Here is an 18,137-nt window from a genome sequence, read left to right as displayed (position 1 = left end):
TCTGACGGCTGCCTGATCCGCCCGCACCGCCCGTCGAACTCCGGCGGCCGGGTCGGGCGGTGACGGGGAACCGGACAGCCCGGACCACCGACCGCCAGGAGTCGCTATGCGCAGCAGCGCCCAGAGCACCACCCGCGTGATCAAGTTCGAGCGGGGTCAGTTCGTCCTGTTCCGCGACCCGGAGATGTTCTGGATCGGGCAGGCCGGCCACACGTTCGTGTGCAAGGTCCAGCGGACGTGGCTGGACGACAAGTACGACCTGATCGCCCTGGCCTCCGACCGCTTCATCCACTCCGCCGGGGCGGAGTACATGCGGCTGCTGCCGGCCCTCGACGCGATGCGCGACATCGACACCGCCCCGCTGAACACCGACGGCGCGGCCGAGGACATGACCGCGGCCGCCATCGCCTGGCTCACCCAGCAGCACGCGACCGCCAACCGGCGGGCGGAGCTGCCCGCCCAGAGCGACTGACCGAACCACCTTGAACCGCCGCCCCTCACCCAGGGGTGGCACTCGACCCGGAAGGAGGCGGCGTGGCCGCCACACGAACCGCCCGCAAGAGGACCCCCACCCGCAAGAAGCCGGCGGCCCCCCGTCCGGCTTCGCAGCCCACCGCCTCCCCCACCACCCCCGACGCTTCCCCGGCCCAGGCCGAGACGACGAAGCCGGAGCCGGAGATGGAGGTTGTCGACTTCGAGGCGCTGGCCCGCGTCGCCGACGCCCGGGACCGGGCCGCCGACGTCATCGACGCCGCGCGCGAGCAGGCCGCCGCCCTCCAGGCGGAGGCCGAGACGGCGGCCGCGCGCACCGTCGCCGCCACGCACGAGCAGGTCGCCGTGCTGATGTCCGAGGCGCAGACCCGCGCCGCGGGCATCACCGCCGACGCTGACCAGGCGGCCACCGCCCAGCGCACGGCAGCGCAGGACGACCTCCAGGCCGCGCGCGGCGAGGCCGACCGCCTTTTGGCCGTGGCCCGCGAGCGTGCCGAGAGCGTGGTGGGCGAGGCCCGCGCGCAGGTCGCCGACCTCACCGAGCTCGCCGCCACCGACCGCGCGGCCACCGCCACGGCGGTCGCCGAGCTCCGCCGCCTGGCGGAGGCCGACCTCACCGAGATCAGCACCCTGGTCGACCAGCGCCGCACCGACGCGGGCCAGATCCTGGCCCGCGCCCAGGCACAGGCCGACGACCTGGTCGCCGCGGCACAGCGCGAGGTCGACCAGACCCGCGAGCGGTTCGCCGCTCTCACCGCCACCGCGGCGAAGGAGTACGACGGGCGCCGGGCGGAGGCGGAGGCGCTGTACGCGGACACGGTCAAGGCCGCGGACGAACGGCGCCGTGAGGCCGAGCAGCACGTTGCCGCCGCGCACACCGAGGCCGAGCAGGCGCGGGCAGACCTGCGCCAGCAGCTGCGCGAGCTCGGGGAGGCGTTCGACGCCGAGGCCCTGGAGAAGCGCGCGGCCCTCGACGCCGAGCTCGCCGGTCTCAAGTCGGCGTGCGACAAGCAGCGCGAGCGGCTGCGCGACGAAGCCAAGACCGTCACCGCGCAGCTGCGCGAGGCCGCCCAGAAGGAAGCGCTCCGCATCACCACCGAGGCGGAGCGCAAGGCCAAGGGCATCACCGACCGGGCGAAGGCCGACGAGGCGCGCGCCCGCCGACTGCTCGATGAGGCCCGCGAGGCGAAGAAGGCCAGCTCCCGCTGGAACGGCTGGCAGCACAAGGTCAGCCACAAGGCGTGGAAGACGGCCCCGTGGATCGCGCTCGCCGCCGGCGTCGGGCTCGCCGCCTCCGGCGAGTACAAGCTGGCAACCATGGTGGGCATCCACCCGTACGTCGCCACGCTGCTCCCGGTCAGCATCGACGTCTACTGCGTCACCGCGTTCCGGGCCAAGAAGGACATCTCCTACGCGCTGCTGCTGATGGCGTCGGCGAACGTCACCTATCACCTGTCCGAGCAGGCCCACCTCGTCCAGGACGGCCAGTCCGCGCCCTGGCAGCTGACGACCTTCGTCGTGCTGATCTTCGTGGCCGTCATCTGGCGCGTACACACGCTCATGCACGACGACAGTAAGGACGCCGAAAACGGAACGGCTGCCCGTACAGGTACGCACCGGCGTACCGACGGAACGGACACCGCGTCGTCCAGCCGTACAGAGGGCGCGAGCCACGACCTGTACGCCGCGCAGAACGCGGTTCGGCCGGACGGTACGGGCGCCGGATGGGACGGTACGGACCCTGTCCGCCCCGCCTCGCACCCGCCGCATGACGGCGGGGCCGAAGCGGGGATGAACAGGGCGTACAGCGACCGTACATACGGCGTACACACCACCCCCGAGGGGGCGGCGCGTACAGGTACGGCGGCCACGGGACGTGCCGGGACGGCCAGCGCGGCCGTACAGGGACGCACCGGCGCCATCAACGTCCGTACACAGCCCGGTGGCGACGCCCTTCCGGGGGTCCGTACAGGTACGGACACTGCGTCCTCTCCCGCAACCGGAACCGGCGGTACAGGCGGCGCGGACCGTACAGGGACGGCTGTACGGACCGACGCGGAGCTCCTTCCGCTCGTACAGAACCTTCCCCGGGACGCGAACGGCTTCGTCACCCTCTACCGGGTCCGTACCGACCTCTCCGTCAACAACACCCGCGCGGTACGCCTGCTCTCCGAGGCCGGCCTGCTCCGCCCCGAAGACGCGGACAAGCACCTGACCTGACCCCGCAGTCCGGCACACACCAGTGAGGGCCAGCCCGAAGGAAGCGGGCTGGCCCTCGCTGCGACTGCCGGAAGCAGTCCACAGCCCCCCGAGTACAGCAGATCCGACCCCTGGAGGACCCCGTGAGCACCGAAAACAACGGCCAGCCCTTCTTCGACGACCCGGACGCGGCACTGCGCGAGATCGCGAAGAACCCCGCCGCCTACGCGCACTACCTCGCGGACTTCCACCGGGTCGTGCTGGACATGCAGGCCAAGCTGGAGATCCTCCAGCGCGAGGCCCGCGTGCACTGCCGCGGGACCCGCGTGGAGGGTGACAAGTGGGGTCAGGCTTTCCTGCGCTCCTTCCCGGTGGAAAAGTCCCTGAACGGCGTTCTCGATGACCTGAAGAGCATCAGTTCGGGACTGGAAAAGAGCGCCCACAAGCGTCACGCCCACGACGAAAAAGTGAAGGATGTGAAGAAGCAGCGCAAGGAAAAGGCGCAGCTCAAGGAGCGGAAGAATAACCCGCCGCTCCAGGCCGCCCCGCAGAACCTCGGTCAGCAGGGTGCGCATAACCCGAATCCGGGCTATGGTGGCCCCACGTCGATTTACAACCTGGACCGCAGGGAGTCGGCGTGAGTGCAGGTCGCCCGCTCACGAAAGTCGAGCGGAAGAGAATGAACCGTGCGGAACACGAGCGGAAAATCAGACAGGATCTGATCGCCCAGCACGGCAACGACCTCGGCACTTTCTACTACTGGCTCCGGATTATGAATATCCGAGGCACCCAGGCTTACCGCGACGGAGACACCGGCTTCATCCGTGACGTCGCGCTCGCCCTGGAGAACGTCTACCGCCGCCACGCCGGCTGAACCACCACGCACCGCACGAAGGGCCGCTCCCGATCCCCGGGGGCGGCCCTTCGGCAACCCCAACGCGTGCCGCGCGTGACGCGTGCCGCGCGTGGCGTGCGCGCGTGTACGCGAGGCCGGAGCCGACTGTCAAGCCCAGGAGGAGGAGTCGCGTGTCCGACGACACCGGAAGCAACGTTGTTCACCTCCCCACTCGGGGCGCCGATTCCGGCAGCATGCCGGACGCCCCCGACGGCGGAGATCTCTTCTATTCAGAACCGCCCAGAAACAGTTCGGGCGGCGGCGTTCCCCCGGAATCCCCGGAGGAAACAACCATGGAAATCCCGGCCATTCGCGGCCCCATCTCCCCGCGAATGGCCTTACGGGATACGGGAATGCCCGACGCCCCGAATTCCGGCGACGGCGACTACGAAGAATATGAGGAAAGCGAATACGTCCAGCCTCGCTCTCTCGCCGATCGCCTCGGTGACTGGCTGGAATACCGGCTGGACGTGATGCGCGAGCGCCATGCCGGGGAATCCCCGTTCCGTGAGGCAGAAATAGCGCGCAAAGCGGCTCTCGTGGAGGCCCGCACCGCTGCGGAAGTCGCCATGATGGAGCAGAACGGCAAGCTCCACGCCGCACTGATGAAAGCGAAGACCCACGGAAAGGCCGACACGACACGCTCCCCCGCGTCGGGGATGGGCGCGGACAAGGGCCGGTCCAAGGCCGCTGGCGGGGCCGGCCCGCGCGCAGGGGGTGGCGGTTCCAACGGTACGGGCCGTACCTCCGGGACGAACGGGTCCGGCGGCGCTGGACGCGGCTCCGGGGGCGGCAACTCCCCCAAGGGCGCCGGGAACGGCTCTGGACGCCCCTCTGGCGGCCGTAGCGGTGGCTCGAAGGGCAATGAGTCGTCCGGCGGTCCCAAGGGTCGCCAGAACGGATCTGGCGGCCCCGGGTCAGGCAAGAGCCTTACCGGCAAGGGCAGTTCAGGTGGCCCTAGATCCGGCAAGGGCGACGGAATCGGCAAGTCGCAGAACCGCCCGGCCTCGAGCCCGGCGGCCGAACGGGCCCGCGGCCGCCAAGAGCGCGCGTCGGCCCGCCAGGCCGCACGTCAGCAGCGGCGCGGCGCCAACCAGGCGGCACGCATCGCCGACCGCAGCAAAGACCGTGACCAGGACCGCGTCAACCAGCAGGCGGCGCGGGAGGAACGCCGAGCGGCGAAAGCCGAGCGGAAGGCCGCCAGGAAGACAAAGCGGGAGACTGCCAAGGCGGTCGACGGCCGCACCACCCTGGGCGCGGCCGTGGCCGGCGAGGCGCAGCGGCGCTGGGAGAAGCGCCGCGCGGCAGAGGCCAAGGCCAAGGCCGCCAAGGACGGCGAAGCCACGGACACCACCGCGGGCAAGGACTCCGAGGCCACGGCCAAGAAGACGGCCAAGGACGACCCGAAGACGTCCTCCAAGGGCCCCGAGGGCGACTCCGCAGCCAAGAAGCCGGAGGACGGCAAGGAGCCGGCCGACACCGGGAAGCCGGGTGAGGAACCCGCGGGCGATGCCGCCGACAAGGACGGTTCCGGTACGGACGACGGCTCCAAGCCCGACGACGTCAAGGACCCGCCCGACGATCCCAAGGACGCGGCCGACGACGTCAAGGACCCGCCGGACGACGGCGGGAGCGACGACGAGCGCTCCTTCAAGGACCGCCTCAGGGACTTCTTCACCAAGGCCCGCGAGGGCTACGCCCAGCCCGAGGCGGAGGAGCCGTCCGGCACGGTGAAGCCGGAGGACCTCGGGTTCACCGTCGACAGCCCCGGCCGTCCGAGCCGGCCGACACGGTCCGGACTCGCCGAGGAGGACGACATCGAGGACGCGGTCATCGTCGACGACCCGTCCGGGGCGCCGTCCGGCCCCGCGGCTCTTCCTCGGGCCCGCGAACCCCACACCCAGCGTCCAGGCATCAGCCGCCCCACCGCACAGGAGGAGCCCCCCGTGGCATCGCAGGTCAGCAAGCCCGCGGCCGGTCAGGCCGGCATGGCGGCCAAGCACCGTACCGACATCACCTTCGGCGAGTTCCTGATGGAGATCGTGAACATCGCGATCGCCGCCGACCTCGACAAGGCACGTGCCGAGGACCTGGCCGTCGCGCTCGGCAGGGTCGCCGACGCCCTGCGGGACATGGCGGCCGACCTGGTCGGTGATCACAACATCGCCACTGAGGTCATCGATCAGATCACCGATCTCGCCGACGCCGCGGCCCGGATGAAGCAGCTGGCCGAACGGTGCGCCACCGAGTGCGAGATCGCCTCCCAGGGGGCGCGGATCACCGCCCTCTCGGTCGGCGTCACCTACGGCGAGGACATCCAGGCCATGGACGACGCGGGCCTGGCCACCGCCTCCTCCGCCACCCACCACGACTAGAGAAGCCGGGAGAACTTGCTGATGAGCGACCTCACACCCCACACCGGCGGCGCTGCCGCCCAGAGCGACGGCGACAACCGCTTCAAGGCCGTCCAGCACAAGCTCAAGACGCTGGGCACGGCCATGGAGATGGCCAGCAGCGAACTCGAAGGGCTGCTGCTGGGCATGCGCACGAACGCCCAGCGCGCGGAGGGCCTGGCCGTCGACATCGCCAACGCCGAGCTCGACGTGAAGTTCGTGGAGATGACCAACCAGGTGTCCGTCGCCCTGGGCGGTGCCGCCGTCGAAGTCCGCAAGCTCCACGAGACCGCCCAGGAAGTCGCTGGCCTGGCCGACGACACGCGGCGTACGCACGCACGGCTGTACGAGGGCCTGGACACCGTCCGCTCGGGCCGCCGCGAACGCACCCCCAAGCCGGGCTTCCTCGTCCGCTGACCCCGGATCCACCTACACACCCCCGAGGGCGGCCCGCCGGTACGGCGGAGCCGCCCTCGCCCTTTCTCGAAGGAGAGCACCGCCGTGTCTGTGCCGCGCAGCGTCGCACTGGAGCGCACCCTCTACACCCTGGCCGCCCCGGTCCTCGCCGCGGCCCCCACCCTCTACCCCGACAGCCCCGTGAACACGGTCGTGCAGCTGGCGGGCGTCGCCGGCCTCGGCGGCTGGTTCCTGGCCTACAAGAGCGACGGGCTCGGCGCGGGACGCAAGATCCTGCGCTGGTCTCCGCTCGTGGCCGCCGCCGCCATCGACGTCGCAGCCCGGCACACCATCGGCTGGGGCCCCTACTGCCTGGACGGCCTGCTCGCCGCCGGATGGGCGGCCGCCGGCCTGCTGGTCCTGCCGTTCTCCCGGCACACCCGCCGCCACCACCGTCCCGCCCTCGCCGCCCCGGCCCCCGCCCCGCAGATGCAGGCTGTCCCTGAGCCTTCGCCGGCGCAGCCGGACGACGGCGCCGACAACTTCACCCGCCAGGTCCGCTGGCTGTGGGAGAACCGCGGCCTGCCTGGCCGCACCATCGTTATCAAGGCCACCCCGCACCCCGGCATGCCCATGGACCTGTCGCTCCTGCTGCGCGCTGCCGAGCCGGGCAGGCCGATCTCCGGCCTGACCGAGGAGGCCGTCGCTGCCGCGTTCGGTGTCGACGTCACCGATGTACGGATCGAGGAGGTGGGACGGCAGTACGGGCGTGAGGGCGGTCCCGGCTGGAAGGAAGTTCACGTCACCCCCGACATGAACGAGCAGCGCCGTAAGGCGCCCACCGACCACGAGTGGTGGGCCGACCGGATCGGTCAGGCCGGCGGTCCCGTACCCGGCTCGCAGTTCGTCCGTAAGGTCCGCGAACACGGGCGCAGGGTCACCCACTACATCGCCCAGGTTCCCGACGAGATGGGGGAGCCGCGCGTCAACCGGCACACGCTGGCGGCCGCGCTGAAGACCAAGTACGACGAGGGCCGGCTGTTCGTCACCGTCGACGGCAACCAGGTCCTGGTCTCCCTGTGGGACACCAGCCCGCTCGGGCAGGTCTTCCCCGCGACCAGGGAGCTCCTCACCCCGGACAAGGACGGACGGTGGGTGACCGGCTACCTCGGCAACGGCCAGCCCGCCCGCAACCGCGTCTACACCGACCGGGGCGCCGCCCACGGCCTGTTCGTCGCCCCCTCCGGCGGCGGCAAGACCCAGCTCATGGCCCTGCACGTCGCGGCCGACGCCCTGTTCGGAGCCGTGGTCATGCTGGCCACAGAGGCACCGGATGAGAAGACGGCCGTGCTGGGCAGCCACACCGCCCGCTACGGCGTCGGCGCGCTCTACATGATCCGCCTCCTGCGGGTCCTGAACGCGCTGATGGAGATCCGCGGCGAGATGGTGTGGGAGGACGGTCAGGTCCACGACTGGGACCCGAACCTGCCCGGCTGCCCCTACCGGATGCTGTCCGCCTACCTGGACGAGTTCCTCTCCGCCGCCCGCGACGGCCTGTTCGGCGCCGAGATCATGGACCTCGCCGAAAGGGTGTCGGTCAAGGGCCGCAAGTACGGGGTCGGCCTGAAGGTCGCCGGCCAGTCCATCTACGTCCAGGACGGGTTTACGCAGCTGCTGTGCGAGAACCTCCGGGAGAACTGCATCCCCGTCGTGCTGAAGGTCGCGCCGAAGAAGGTCGGCGACATGTTCAAGGCCCTGGGCATCTCATCCGAGAACACCCCCGACCCCCTCCCCCGCTCCTTCTCCCCCGCCGAAGCCGGCCGTATCGACCGCGTGATGCGCGGCGAGCCCGAGCCGCCCTCCGACTCCAACACCGGCGGCGCTGGCTGGATCGTCGAAGCCAAACAGCCCGATGTCCTGCGGACGCTGTTCATGGACTTCAAGGCGGGCATCGACGGCTACTTCCCCGACACCATCGAAACCCTCACCGCCCACGAGATCCGCGAGCTCGAAGCCCGTGACCTGTGGTTCGACTGGACCGAGCCGCCCCGGCCCGGCGAGTTCGGCCCCGAACCCAAGGACGACGAATACGGGGACGAGGAGGCACCGGCGAAGGGCGGCAATCGCCGCAGCGGTGGCGGGAAGCCGGCCACCCGACGCGACACGGTGACCTCGCCCCGCCAGGCACTGGAGGCCATCAAGAACCTCTCCCGCACCTGATCTACGCCTCGGTCCACGGCGGGTCGGGGGTGTCGTTGAGCCCGTCACAGAAGCGGCAGTGCCAATCCGAAGGGATCTCCCACTTGTCGGCCCACCAGCCGACCTGCCGGCCCACGAAGTAGTTGTCCCCACCGCACCAACCGCAATCGAAAACGAACTCCACCCCAACCCCTCCCCGTCTGCCAGCCCGAGGATGCCCGGGCCGCGTGGACGGTGCCTACCCACCACCAGCACCCAACTCCCCTGCTGCACCACGCCGAAGGACGCCAGCCCCCGACGGCGGCCTTCGGCGTGCCCCTGCGCTGCCTGGAGCCCCGATGCCCTCCTCCCCCGCCCCTCTCACCACAGACCACCCCACCGCGACCGCCACCCGACCTGCTTCGAAGCTGTCCTTCGAGGAACGGCTGACCCTCGTCACCTCGGAGATGACCCTGCGCCTGGACCAGGCCGCCGTCGCCTACGAGGTCAACACCGCGCACATCGACACCGAGCCCCTCGGCCTGGCCGACGTCGTCACCGTCCCGCTCACCCCGACCCTCCAGCCGCCGACCCCGTACCCGACACCGGTCGCAGCGCTCCTGCAGCGCGCCCACCACCGGCTGCTCACCGCCGGCTGGTGCACCGGCCGCCTGGTCGACGCGGAAGGCGCCCGCTGCATGCTCGGCGCGATCGGGATCGAGGCCCGCGGCGACGGTGGCCTGCAGGACAGCGCCGTCTCCGTTCTGCTGCACGCGATCCAACGCACGTTCGGCGAGCACGTCGACTCCGTGCCCGCCTTCAACGACTCCTGGGCCACCAGCCGTATCCCGGCCCGCATGGTCGCCCAGGCCGCCACCCTCGCCGACACCCGCGGCCTGTAGCCCCGCCCCTTCCGGGCCCCCTGCCTCGTGCCCGAACCCGCTACCGGGATCGGGCACGCGGGCAGGCCACCCGGCCGGTACTCCCCCTGAACATCACTGACCTCCCGTGAAGGAGCAGCCCGACCATGCCCTCCAACGACGAGCAGCCCACCAACAAGAAGCACCCGCTCAGCGACCAGGCCGACACCGAAGCCACGACCAAGACGACGGACGCCGAGTTCGAGGAGATCCTCGCCTGGTGGAGCAGCACCTGGAACGACGCCTGGGACGGCGGCGGCGTCTTCCACCGCCGGTGGGAGGAGATCCGCACGGCCCGCAAGGCCGGCTGGCACGGCATGGCCAACTGGATCAAGGCGCTCCTGGTCCTTGCCGGAGTCTGCGTGCTGATCATTCTGCTCGAGGCCGCCGGCGACATCTTCGACGGCTTCCTGCGGGGCCTGGCCGCCTCGGCGCCCACCACCTCGATCGGCACCAGCACCTCCAGCGAGTTCTGGGACGTCGTCGATACCCCGGTGCGCGTCTACATCGACCAGCACACCGCCGGCCTCCCGGTCAGCGGCTCCGCCGCCTACACCTTCTGGCAGCTCACGGGCCTCTTCGGCCTCATCGGCGGCTTCATCGGCGCCACCGGCGCCCGCATCACCTGGACCCTCTGGGGCGCCGTAACCGCCACGGCCGTGTGGACCACCACCCCCGCTGACGGCCACACCGTCGCCACGGTCATCGCCGTCCTCGCCTGGACCATCGCCTCGACGTTCGCCCTGCGCGGCCTCAGCCTGCGCCCGGTCATCAACAACTACGCCCCGGTCCAGCCCCAGATCGACATCAGGCCCGAGATCCACATCCCCGCCCAGCCCGCACCGCCCGCCGAGGAGGCACCCGACAACGTGCATCCGATCCAGCACTGAACCCTGTAACCGCGCCCTACGCCCAAGCCTGTGCCCCGTCGACAACCGAGCGCGGCGGGGCACAGCACTGCCCGCTCACACCTCACGACAAGGACCCCCTCTGTGCGCCGCTACCGATACCGCTGTGCCGTGTGCAGCACCACCAGCCCCGTCACCTTCCACTCCGAGGACCTGGCCGCCGAGGGCGCGGCCCACCGCCAGGCCATCCACGGCGGCCACTTCCCCGACGGCGAGAGCACCGGCCGAATAGACAGACTCGGCCGCCCGTACGCCTCCCTGACTCCGCTCACCGCCCTGCACGCCCAGATCGCCGACAACCTCGCCGACATCAAGGACCCCAAGGGCATGGGCCACCCGTGGTCGGCCACTGCGGGAGCCGCGCTCATCCTCGTCGCCGCGGCCGCCCTCGTCCTTGGCGTCATCACCGCCGCACTCTGACTCATCTGCCCCGGCCGCTCCGCCTGGCCACCGGCACCCGCCACCCCGCACCCCGGGGCCGGCCGGGTGCCGGTGCCCGGGCAGGCCGACCGGCCTCAGCAAGATCCCCGTACCAGCCACCCCACCCCGCCGCACTCGGCAGGTGCATCACCCACGCCTACCCCGAAGGAGTCGCTCCCGTGACCAGCCAGACCGCATGGCTCGAGGGCGTCATCGCCCGCTACCTCACCAAGGCCGCCGAGATCACCGGCGACCACGACGCCACCGTTGACGTGAGCGATAACGGCAACGAGACCACGGCGACGTGCCGGGGCTGTCAGCGGGACATCTCCCGCTACCTCAACTACAGGGCCGAGACCGTCAAGCACGACGCCCAGAAGCACGCCGAGACCTGCCGGGCCCTCCCCCGCCCCGCATAGGCCGCGCCGAGCACACGCTGAACCCCGCGCCCGCCACCCCGAACGGGGACGGCGGGCGCCCGTACGTGCCCAGCCACTGCTTCGTCTTGGAGGGTCCATCGTGCTCACCCCCCGGCCGCGCCGCAGGACCGGCCGCCCGCGCCCCACCATCCCCGGCCCCCGCTACCCCCTGCCCCAGCGACGCCTGCCCGGTACCTGGAGCCGGTGATGCCGCGGGTACGGCGCAAGCGGCGCCGCGAACTCAAGCGGGTTCCGCGCTCCAACATGACGCTGCCAGAACATGATCGCGGGGCCTTACCTGAGGGTCTGCTTACCCGGCGGCAACTGAGGGAGAAGGGGCTGAGCCCCGGCGGTCACGACCCGGTCGCCGTCCTGCGCTGCAAGTACTGCGCGTTCCGGCCCGACCAGTCGTGCAACCACCCCACCCGCGGCTGGCTCTACGACGTGAGCCTCGCCCGACCGAAGCGGGTCCCGACGCTCGCCCAGGAGTGGGCGCTGGACCGTGCGATGGCCGCCCGGCAGACATGCCCGGTTCCCACCTGCGGCCGAAGGTACGTGTTCTGCCTTCCCCTCAAGACCATCGGCTCGTGCCTGGAATGCCACGAGGGCACCCCGGCCGACCCCAGCTCCTACTTCGCGCCCCCGGCCAAGCACCTGCTGGCCGCCTGACCCGAGAGGACACCCGCCCATGAGCACCGCCGTCCGCGCCACCGCCTTCACCGAACCCGACCGGCCCAAGAACCTGCAGATCAGGTTCCTCACGACCGGCGGCAGCTACGTCGACGTCACCGGCCACGGCGAGCACGCCGAGAACAACCGCTGGAACTGCCTCGGCTGCGGCGAATCCTCCAACCTGCCGGAGCAGGACCTCCTGTTCCGCATCCGGCCGAAGGCCAACACCCACGCCACCGCCTGCCGCGCCATCCCGCTGAATTGACCTCCCGCCGCCTCGCCGCTGGACTGCTGCTGGCCGCCGCCGTCCCGCTCACCGCAGCGGCGGCCGCCGCCGCACTCAGGGCCGGCCACCTCAAGCTACACGCCAACCGGCACCTCATCGAGATCACCGCCCAGCCCCGGCCGAACTGCCCGCACTGCCACGGCGAAGGCGGCTGGTGGACCGGCGGCGCCTTCCCGGAGATGGAGGCGTGCGGCTGCTGGTCGGCCCGCCGCGAGCTCCGCATCCGGCTCCTGCCCATCCCGGCCTGGGACGAGCCGCCCTTCTAAAACACCGCCGCCCCCGGCCGGAACCCGGCCGAGGGCGGCGGAGCTCACGGGGCGGCCGCAGCATCGGCAAAATGGCCGGCCGCCCACGACTCCGCACCCCCAGAACTCGAGATGAGGAGCACCTCCAGCATGCCCGATCACCATCACAACACCCCGCTCCCGGGCGCCCTCCCCGCGGACCCCGAACCCAGCCTTGGCAGCACCCAGGTCCAGCACCGGCCGGTGCCCTTCTACTCGGAGGCCGGCACCGGCGACTGCCCCCACGGTGACGTCCTGCACGAACGGCACGACGGAGCCGCCGACATCGACCTGCTGATCTGCTTCGACGCCCCGATCGGCGACCAGTGCTTCGGCTGCCTCCACTCCATCGGCGAGATCGTGCCCTGGGAGCACTGCCCCCACCGCACTGACCCGCACACCGCTGTCGAGACGACCGGCTGATCCCTGCCCGAGCTGAGCGCTCGGACTCCGTACGCTCCCGCCCGCCGCGCGCCGGCGGCCGGGACCGTGCGGTGTCCGTCCGGTCAACCGAGACCGGGCGACCGGCCCTCCCCTGGAGGCCACCATGCCCCTCGCCCGCCGATCGCTCATGGAAGCCGCCGCCGCCCGCTTCGGATGGCGCCGCGCCTACGGCGACACCACCCACGTCGACGCGCTGCTGACCGAGCAGACCGAGACCGCTTACGCCGAAGCCACCGACCACGCGGCCCAGGCCACCGAGAAGAACACCGACGCCCTGCACGTGCAGCCCTGCGTCCTGGACGTCCGGGGCCGGATCCTCGCCGACGTCCTCTACCTCGAGGGCCTCCTGGCCGGAGCCCGCGACCGCGGCCTGCCCCTGGCGCTCATCGAGCGCCTCGAGGACGCCGTCGACCACGGACACGAGCTGACCGTGATCCTCGCCGACACCGTCCGCACCACCACCGCCCACACGGCCGACCGCTGAACGTCCGGGGCGGCCGCAGGCATCGAACCCGGCCGCCCCGGAGCACCCCCTACGAGATGAGGAGTACCGCCAGCATGACCGACCGCTTACGCGCCATCGAGGGCCTGGCCCTGGTCGCCGCCCTGACCGCTGTCTTCGAGGGAGTCCACGCACTCGGGGACCACTGGGCACAGAATTCGCACGACGCTTCGACCAAGGGCATGCACGGCTCGCACCTGGTCTACAAGAACGACGGCTCCCTGGTCACCGAGGACCCGTGGCGGCACGGGGCCGAGGGCCGCACCTGCACCGCCAGCGCGTACGGCCGCCGCTCGGTGAGCCGGCATGTCGCCAGCTACTCCGCCGTGCAGCTCGCCTCTACCCTCGCCGTCACCCGCACCCTGGGCTACCGGATCCCCGCGGCCGCGCTCCTGACCGGCGCCGCGATCAATGCACTCACCCATGCGGTTCTGGACAGGCGCGAACCTCTGCTCTGGCTCGCCGAGAAGACCGGCAAGAGCGGCTACGTCCAGCACGCCACCGTCGTCCGCAAGGCCGGCGGCGAAGGCACCGCATACCCCGAGCCGGTGCAAGACCTGTCCGGTCCGGGCACGGCGCTGATGGAGCTGGACGAGGCGGCCCACCGCTCGATCGGCGTGGCCGCCGCCCTGGTCACCACTTTCATCGCCCTGCGCAAGAGCGGCCGCCGGTGACTCCCGCCGGCCGCCGACTGAGCCGGGTGCGTGCCTCGGCGGGGATCGTGAAGCTCGCCATTCAACAGATCCAGGACGAGCTGGACGGCCCCGCCGACGCTGAGTTCCTCGCCGAGACACTGCGTGAACTCTTCGACGAACCCTTCCCGCAGGACGGCATCCTCGGCTCCCTCAACCAGCTGCTCACCGTCGCCTCGCGCGCCGCCGCACGGGCCGCCGCGCTCACACCGCCGGACGGCGAGGACGCAGCGCGCGCACTCGAGGAGGCGGCGGCCTTCCTCACCGACTCCGCCGGGATGCGCCTGCACCGGGCCACCGCCACCCTCCATCCGCAAGGAGAATCCGTATGAGCACGCCGACCTTCTTCACGGAGCTGCCCGAGCACAGCCTGGTGATCCTCATCGGCGCGAGCGGGGCCGGGAAGTCCACGCTCGTCCGCACCTGGCCCGCCTCACAGGTGCTGTCCCTTGACGCGCTGCGCGAAGCCGTCAGCGACGCCGGCGACCAGGACGCGACCGGCGCCGCCGTCGCCGTCCTGCACCTGCTCCTGGAGGCCCGGATGCGCCGGCGTCTCTTCACGGTCATCGACGCCACCAACGTCACCAGCTCGGCCAGGGCTCCGCTGGTCGCCGCAGCCAAGCGGCACAACATGCTTCCCATCGCGGTCATGGTCTCCACGCCCGGCACCGTCTGCGTCGAGAGGCAGGGCCCGCGGCCGGCCAACCGCACCGTCCCCAAGGACGTTGTGCTGCAGCAGTACAGGGACATGGTCAACTCGCACACCAGCCTCGCCTCCGAAGGCTTCGCCGAGGTCATCCTGGCCGACAGCCTCGGCTGGCTCCTGCCGTACCCGAAGCGCCTCGGCGAGAAGCGCACCGCCGAGCTCGGCCTGGACGGCGGCGGCGGGCTGGGCGACCTGCTGCTCGTGCGCCGGACCTTCGGTGAGGAGATCCTGCCGCTGTGGCGCTGGCTCGACTCGGACATCGCTGGCGGCGACCGCGTCGGCGAGGTCCGCCTCGGCCAGCGGCGCCTCATCCTCGCGCTGCGCACCGACGTGGATGGCGAGGGCGACATCGGCTTCGACGTCTTGGTGCCCTGCCCGCACAACGACCAGTGCATCGCCCGCGCCTGGGCGCCCGCCTACAGCGTCACCTCCCTTTTCCGGGCGCTCAACGGCGACCTGGACGACGACGAGGACAGCGTCTGCACCCTCCACGGGCCTAAGACCCTCCTGAGCCAGGACGACGACGTCCTCGTGGAGGCGAGGTGACCGGCGAGCGCTTCGCTGGGCCCGACGCGCAGGAGACGCTCGGAGTCCTCGCTGAGCTCGGCCTTGAGCTGGTTCACGAGTCCAGGGTCTTCGCCTCCGGACCTATCCGGTGCGAGCCCGTCACCGACCCGGCCATCGGGCTGTCCCGCCTCACCGCCGAGCTCGCCGCAACCGCCGCGCGCCTCGACCAGCTCCGTGCCGGCGCCGGAGCGGAGCGGTGAGCCGCGCTGCTCCCGGCCCGCACCCCCACCCGCTCACCCCAGCCGAGCTTCCCGCTGGGGAGGACTGGTGGATCGGCTGCGGTGAGTGCAACACGGCGGTCCAGGGCGGCGCAGCCGGCTTCGCCGCGCACCGCCGGACCGTTCACGACCCGCGCCGCGACTACGGCGACCACCGAACTCCCATCACCGTCACCGTCCAGTTCTGAACCCGGCGGCCCACCCGGGCCGCCGGCCACCTTGGAGGACTTCATGACCCGCACCCCGAAGCAGCCCGTCTGGTACATGGCCACCCCGGCCGACGGGATCATTGAGCGCAGCCGCCGCTTATCGCCGGTCAGCCTCGCCGACGCCGTCGGCCAGGTCATCGACCACCCCACCCCGGGCCGCCGGAAGTGGTTCGACGAGACGCCCCACTCCTACTTCCGGATGGTCAAAAGCGTCGGGGAGGTCCTGGAGGACACCGGGATCCTGCCCACCGGCTGGCCGGTTCGGCTGTGGGTTGTGGAGCCGCTCGGCGAGACCGGCAACTGGGGCCAGCGCCACTACCCCTACCGGCTGCTCTCCCACCAGATCCGCGTAGTGGAAGAGACCGACGCCTGGCAGGCCCTGGGCACTCGCGGCCGGGAGGTCCTGGACGTAATCGCCCACCAGGTCCCCGCGCTCGCGCTCCACTGGGCCGCCGACTGGGATGCCGACCCGAAGGAGGTGGGCGAGCGGCGCGAGACCTGGCGGCTGCGCGGCGGCCCGGACACCACCAGCGGCATGAAGGCCGAGTCGCTGGCCGACGACGCCGCCCGTGCCCGACGCGAGTCCGCAAGCCCAGTGGTGGATCCGGCGCCTCGCCGCCGACGCCGCCGACCGCGCCCTTACCGATACCGGTGCCAGCGCGGCCGCCACCCACTACGCCTGCAACCGCGCCACCGGCCTCGCCCTCGCAGCCCAGTACCAGGGTTCCTTCGATGCGTACATCCTCGATGCCCTGCGCGGTGTCGCCCTCGACTCCCCCGCCCAGGCCGCGGCCGCCTGATCCGCACGCACCGAATGAGCTTCCCGCGCGGTCCCAGCCCCACCCGCCACACCACGGGCTGGGCCCGCGCGGTGACCTCGTACCCCCTGATCGAAACCGACGGAGGTTCTCTCATGCATGCCGCCTTGCCCATCGACCTGCTCATCGGCCCGCACAAGGCCGCCGAGTTCATCACCGCCTGCGTCACCGAACTCGTCACCGAGGACTGCATCCCCGAGCCGGCGGCCTACGCAGCCGTGTGCCATGCCGTCCTGACGAGCGACCCGTTCCTCCTGGCCGAGGCCGGCCAGGTCTGGGCCCTCCGTCCCACCACCGAGGCCGCTGCCGACGCCCCGGACACGCCTCGAAACTCTGAGAGCCGGCCCGGCATGCTCTACATCGTCCGCCGCATGCGCAGCGACCACGGCCGAGTCACCGTGGAGGACGAATGGGCTGAGCGCTCCATCATCAGCGTCTCCCAGCTCGCCGACTACGAACTCGACCAGTGGACGTGGGCCCGACCCTGACCGCAAGAAGCACACGCTGCTCGCGCTCCGGCTGGCCACGACGCCGACCTCCCCCTGAGACGAACTGCCCCGTATCCACCGACCGAACGGAGGCACCACCATGAACACCCTCAACACCACCGAGGCCTTCCCGCTGAGCACGGCGGACGGCTTCACCACCCTCTACGGAGTCCCAGTCGTGGCGATCGGCGAGGACGGCGGCACGCTCCTCATGCTCGGACACCCGGACGAGCGCAGCATCCTGGCCGTCACCTCTGCCCAGTACCGAACCGTCTACGGGCAGTGCATCCGGCCGGGCAGTGAGCTCAACGACCTGATCGCCTTCGGTGTGAAGAGGGCGTGGGCCCGCGCGGTGCCCGCCACCGACGGCCCCTGGAGCACCGAGCTGACGCAGCCGGACAGGAAGCACGCCTTGCCCGTCACCTTTGTGTCCGTCGAGTGGCTGGAGGCTACGGACGTCGCGGTCCAGGAGCAGTGCCCGGCCTGCGGCCGGGCCAGCCGCACCAGCGAGATCGCAAGCAGTTCGGGCCGCGCCGGGTACTCCCCCGTGCGTGCCTGCCGCTACTGCCTCGCTCGCTGGCCCTCCGCCGACGCCTACCACGTCAGCCTGTTCAAGCTCCCGCTGTGGGACGGCGCCGACCCCGCCGCGTGCTTCGGCTGCGGCTGCACCAGCACGTTCACGTGCAGCGCTGGCTGCCGGATGACTGACGACTCACCCATCACTCAGCTCCTGTGCATGGCCTGCCAGGCCCCGCACAGCGCCTCGACCTGGCAGGCCCTCCGCGACGCCGGCTACGGCTCCCCCGCATCCGACGCGCAGCGTGACCGCTGGCTCTACACCGAAGCCCTTCGCGGCACTCACCCGACCACCGCAGCCACGACCTGGACCGAACGCCGCGCCCTGGCCCGCCACCGCGCCCTCGCTGCCAACGCCCGATAGACCGAGGCCGAGCGAATTCCCGTTCCTTGAGTCGCGCCCGCAACCGACATGGTCGAGCCTGGCGTGCACCGTCGCCGAGACGACTGCCATC

General features: G+C 71.4%; 24 protein-coding genes. 23 read left to right on the top strand and 1 reads right to left on the bottom strand.

What is annotated here, in order from left to right:
- Positions 1–106: 106 nt before the first annotated feature.
- The 7 genes from ACE1OC_RS42840 to ACE1OC_RS42810 all read left to right on the top strand — a co-directional run bounded on the left by ACE1OC_RS42840 (position 107) and on the right by ACE1OC_RS42810 (position 8,595).
- Positions 107–472: a hypothetical protein gene (locus ACE1OC_RS42840; RefSeq protein WP_407842094.1), complete on the top strand. Its 366-nt coding sequence runs from the start codon at positions 107–109 to the stop codon at positions 470–472.
- 62 nt (positions 473–534) lie between these two features.
- Positions 535–2,712 carry a hypothetical protein gene (locus ACE1OC_RS42835; protein WP_407842093.1) on the top strand — a complete coding sequence of 726 codons (2,178 nt, stop codon included), beginning with the start codon at positions 535–537 and terminating at the stop codon, positions 2,710–2,712.
- 122 nt (positions 2,713–2,834) lie between these two features.
- Positions 2,835–3,332 carry a hypothetical protein gene (locus ACE1OC_RS42830; RefSeq protein ID WP_407842092.1) on the top strand — a complete coding sequence of 166 codons (498 nt, stop codon included), beginning with the start codon at positions 2,835–2,837 and terminating at the stop codon, positions 3,330–3,332.
- On the top strand, positions 3,329–3,565 hold the full coding sequence (locus ACE1OC_RS42825) for a hypothetical protein (protein ID WP_407842091.1): 237 nt from the start codon (positions 3,329–3,331) through the stop codon (positions 3,563–3,565). Before ACE1OC_RS42830 ends, ACE1OC_RS42825 begins: the two co-directional genes overlap by 4 nt.
- Before the next feature lie 374 nt (positions 3,566–3,939).
- On the top strand, positions 3,940–5,961 hold the full coding sequence (locus ACE1OC_RS42820) for an ATP/GTP-binding protein (protein ID WP_407842090.1): 2,022 nt from the start codon (positions 3,940–3,942) through the stop codon (positions 5,959–5,961).
- A gap of 21 nt (positions 5,962–5,982) precedes the next feature.
- Entirely contained in the window at positions 5,983–6,396 is a 414-nt protein-coding gene (locus tag ACE1OC_RS42815; RefSeq protein WP_407842089.1) for a conjugal transfer protein TraB, read from the top strand.
- 84 nt (positions 6,397–6,480) lie between these two features.
- Entirely contained in the window at positions 6,481–8,595 is a 2,115-nt protein-coding gene (locus ACE1OC_RS42810; protein WP_407842088.1) for a chromosome segregation protein ParM, read from the top strand.
- 1 nt (position 8,596) lies between these two features.
- On the opposite strand, the gene ACE1OC_RS42805 is transcribed toward ACE1OC_RS42810, so the two are convergent.
- Positions 8,597–8,758 carry a hypothetical protein gene (locus tag ACE1OC_RS42805; RefSeq protein WP_407842087.1) on the bottom strand — a complete coding sequence of 54 codons (162 nt, stop codon included), beginning with the start codon at positions 8,756–8,758 and terminating at the stop codon, positions 8,597–8,599.
- 154 nt (positions 8,759–8,912) lie between these two features.
- Between ACE1OC_RS42805 and ACE1OC_RS42800 the strand changes: the two genes are divergently transcribed.
- The 16 genes from ACE1OC_RS42800 to ACE1OC_RS42725 all read left to right on the top strand — a co-directional run bounded on the left by ACE1OC_RS42800 (position 8,913) and on the right by ACE1OC_RS42725 (position 18,046).
- Positions 8,913–9,455 (top strand): DUF6197 family protein, encoded by a 543-nt coding sequence (locus ACE1OC_RS42800; protein WP_407842086.1) that lies wholly within the window; start codon positions 8,913–8,915, stop codon positions 9,453–9,455.
- A 125-nt stretch (positions 9,456–9,580) separates the two neighbouring features.
- Positions 9,581–10,363: a hypothetical protein gene (locus ACE1OC_RS42795; RefSeq protein WP_407842085.1), complete on the top strand. Its 783-nt coding sequence runs from the start codon at positions 9,581–9,583 to the stop codon at positions 10,361–10,363.
- Between the two features lie 129 nt (positions 10,364–10,492).
- Entirely contained in the window at positions 10,493–10,801 is a 309-nt protein-coding gene (locus tag ACE1OC_RS42790; RefSeq protein WP_407842084.1) for a hypothetical protein, read from the top strand.
- Positions 10,802–10,980: 179 nt separating this feature from the next.
- Positions 10,981–11,220 carry a hypothetical protein gene (locus tag ACE1OC_RS42785; RefSeq protein WP_407842083.1) on the top strand — a complete coding sequence of 80 codons (240 nt, stop codon included), beginning with the start codon at positions 10,981–10,983 and terminating at the stop codon, positions 11,218–11,220.
- A gap of 207 nt (positions 11,221–11,427) precedes the next feature.
- Entirely contained in the window at positions 11,428–11,889 is a 462-nt protein-coding gene (locus ACE1OC_RS42780) for an RRQRL motif-containing zinc-binding protein (RefSeq protein WP_407842082.1), read from the top strand.
- A gap of 19 nt (positions 11,890–11,908) precedes the next feature.
- On the top strand, positions 11,909–12,157 hold the full coding sequence (locus ACE1OC_RS42775; protein WP_407842081.1) for a hypothetical protein: 249 nt from the start codon (positions 11,909–11,911) through the stop codon (positions 12,155–12,157).
- Positions 12,154–12,444, top strand: a complete 291-nt coding sequence (locus ACE1OC_RS42770; protein WP_407842080.1) for a hypothetical protein — start codon at positions 12,154–12,156, stop codon at positions 12,442–12,444. Before ACE1OC_RS42775 ends, ACE1OC_RS42770 begins: the two co-directional genes overlap by 4 nt.
- A 129-nt stretch (positions 12,445–12,573) precedes the next feature.
- On the top strand, positions 12,574–12,885 hold the full coding sequence (locus tag ACE1OC_RS42765; RefSeq protein ID WP_407842079.1) for a hypothetical protein: 312 nt from the start codon (positions 12,574–12,576) through the stop codon (positions 12,883–12,885).
- A 124-nt stretch (positions 12,886–13,009) separates the two neighbouring features.
- Positions 13,010–13,390 (top strand): hypothetical protein, encoded by a 381-nt coding sequence (locus ACE1OC_RS42760; RefSeq protein ID WP_407842078.1) that lies wholly within the window; start codon positions 13,010–13,012, stop codon positions 13,388–13,390.
- A gap of 74 nt (positions 13,391–13,464) precedes the next feature.
- Positions 13,465–14,082, top strand: coding sequence for a hypothetical protein (locus tag ACE1OC_RS42755; RefSeq protein WP_407842077.1), 618 nt, complete (start codon positions 13,465–13,467; stop codon positions 14,080–14,082).
- Positions 14,079–14,432, top strand: coding sequence for a hypothetical protein (locus tag ACE1OC_RS42750; protein ID WP_407842076.1), 354 nt, complete (start codon positions 14,079–14,081; stop codon positions 14,430–14,432). The genes ACE1OC_RS42755 and ACE1OC_RS42750 overlap by 4 nt, the downstream gene beginning before the upstream one ends.
- The gene (locus tag ACE1OC_RS42745) at positions 14,429–15,352 is read left to right on the top strand and encodes an AAA family ATPase (RefSeq protein ID WP_407842075.1); all 924 of its coding nucleotides are present in this window, start codon (positions 14,429–14,431) and stop codon (positions 15,350–15,352) included. Before ACE1OC_RS42750 ends, ACE1OC_RS42745 begins: the two co-directional genes overlap by 4 nt.
- Positions 15,349–15,573, top strand: a complete 225-nt coding sequence (locus ACE1OC_RS42740; RefSeq protein ID WP_407842074.1) for a hypothetical protein — start codon at positions 15,349–15,351, stop codon at positions 15,571–15,573. The genes ACE1OC_RS42745 and ACE1OC_RS42740 overlap by 4 nt, the downstream gene beginning before the upstream one ends.
- Positions 15,570–15,779, top strand: coding sequence for a hypothetical protein (locus tag ACE1OC_RS42735; RefSeq protein ID WP_407842073.1), 210 nt, complete (start codon positions 15,570–15,572; stop codon positions 15,777–15,779). Before ACE1OC_RS42740 ends, ACE1OC_RS42735 begins: the two co-directional genes overlap by 4 nt.
- A gap of 43 nt (positions 15,780–15,822) precedes the next feature.
- A complete protein-coding gene (locus ACE1OC_RS42730; RefSeq protein WP_407842072.1) occupies positions 15,823–17,106 on the top strand; it encodes a hypothetical protein in 1,284 nt (427 codons plus the stop codon).
- Positions 17,107–17,206: 100 nt separating this feature from the next.
- The gene (locus ACE1OC_RS42725; protein ID WP_407842071.1) at positions 17,207–18,046 is read left to right on the top strand and encodes a hypothetical protein; all 840 of its coding nucleotides are present in this window, start codon (positions 17,207–17,209) and stop codon (positions 18,044–18,046) included.
- Positions 18,047–18,137 lie beyond the last annotated feature (91 nt).

It is taken from the genome of Streptomyces stoeckheimensis (genome assembly GCF_045822005.1).
Taxonomy (GTDB): domain Bacteria; phylum Actinomycetota; class Actinomycetes; order Streptomycetales; family Streptomycetaceae; genus Streptomyces; species Streptomyces stoeckheimensis.
This window is presented reverse-complemented; position numbering and strand designations above follow the sequence as displayed.

What these genes read in the sequence shown, in the direction of transcription:
- ACE1OC_RS42840 (WP_407842094.1), top strand. Translation starts at nt 107, where the DNA reads ATGCGCAGCAGCGCCCAGAGCACCACCCGCGTGATCAAGTTCGAGCGG.
- ACE1OC_RS42820 (WP_407842090.1), top strand. Translation starts at nt 3,940, where the DNA reads ATGCCCGACGCCCCGAATTCCGGCGACGGCGACTACGAAGAATATGAG.
- ACE1OC_RS42815 (WP_407842089.1), top strand. Translation starts at nt 5,983, where the DNA reads ATGAGCGACCTCACACCCCACACCGGCGGCGCTGCCGCCCAGAGCGAC.
- ACE1OC_RS42800 (WP_407842086.1), top strand. Translation starts at nt 8,913, where the DNA reads ATGCCCTCCTCCCCCGCCCCTCTCACCACAGACCACCCCACCGCGACC.
- ACE1OC_RS42795 (WP_407842085.1), top strand. Translation starts at nt 9,581, where the DNA reads ATGCCCTCCAACGACGAGCAGCCCACCAACAAGAAGCACCCGCTCAGC.
- ACE1OC_RS42780 (WP_407842082.1), top strand. Translation starts at nt 11,428, where the DNA reads ATGCCGCGGGTACGGCGCAAGCGGCGCCGCGAACTCAAGCGGGTTCCG.
- ACE1OC_RS42775 (WP_407842081.1), top strand. Translation starts at nt 11,909, where the DNA reads ATGAGCACCGCCGTCCGCGCCACCGCCTTCACCGAACCCGACCGGCCC.
- ACE1OC_RS42765 (WP_407842079.1), top strand. Translation starts at nt 12,574, where the DNA reads ATGCCCGATCACCATCACAACACCCCGCTCCCGGGCGCCCTCCCCGCG.
- ACE1OC_RS42760 (WP_407842078.1), top strand. Translation starts at nt 13,010, where the DNA reads ATGCCCCTCGCCCGCCGATCGCTCATGGAAGCCGCCGCCGCCCGCTTC.
- ACE1OC_RS42755 (WP_407842077.1), top strand. Translation starts at nt 13,465, where the DNA reads ATGACCGACCGCTTACGCGCCATCGAGGGCCTGGCCCTGGTCGCCGCC.
- ACE1OC_RS42745 (WP_407842075.1), top strand. Translation starts at nt 14,429, where the DNA reads ATGAGCACGCCGACCTTCTTCACGGAGCTGCCCGAGCACAGCCTGGTG.
- ACE1OC_RS42730 (WP_407842072.1), top strand. Translation starts at nt 15,823, where the DNA reads ATGACCCGCACCCCGAAGCAGCCCGTCTGGTACATGGCCACCCCGGCC.
- ACE1OC_RS42725 (WP_407842071.1), top strand. Translation starts at nt 17,207, where the DNA reads ATGAACACCCTCAACACCACCGAGGCCTTCCCGCTGAGCACGGCGGAC.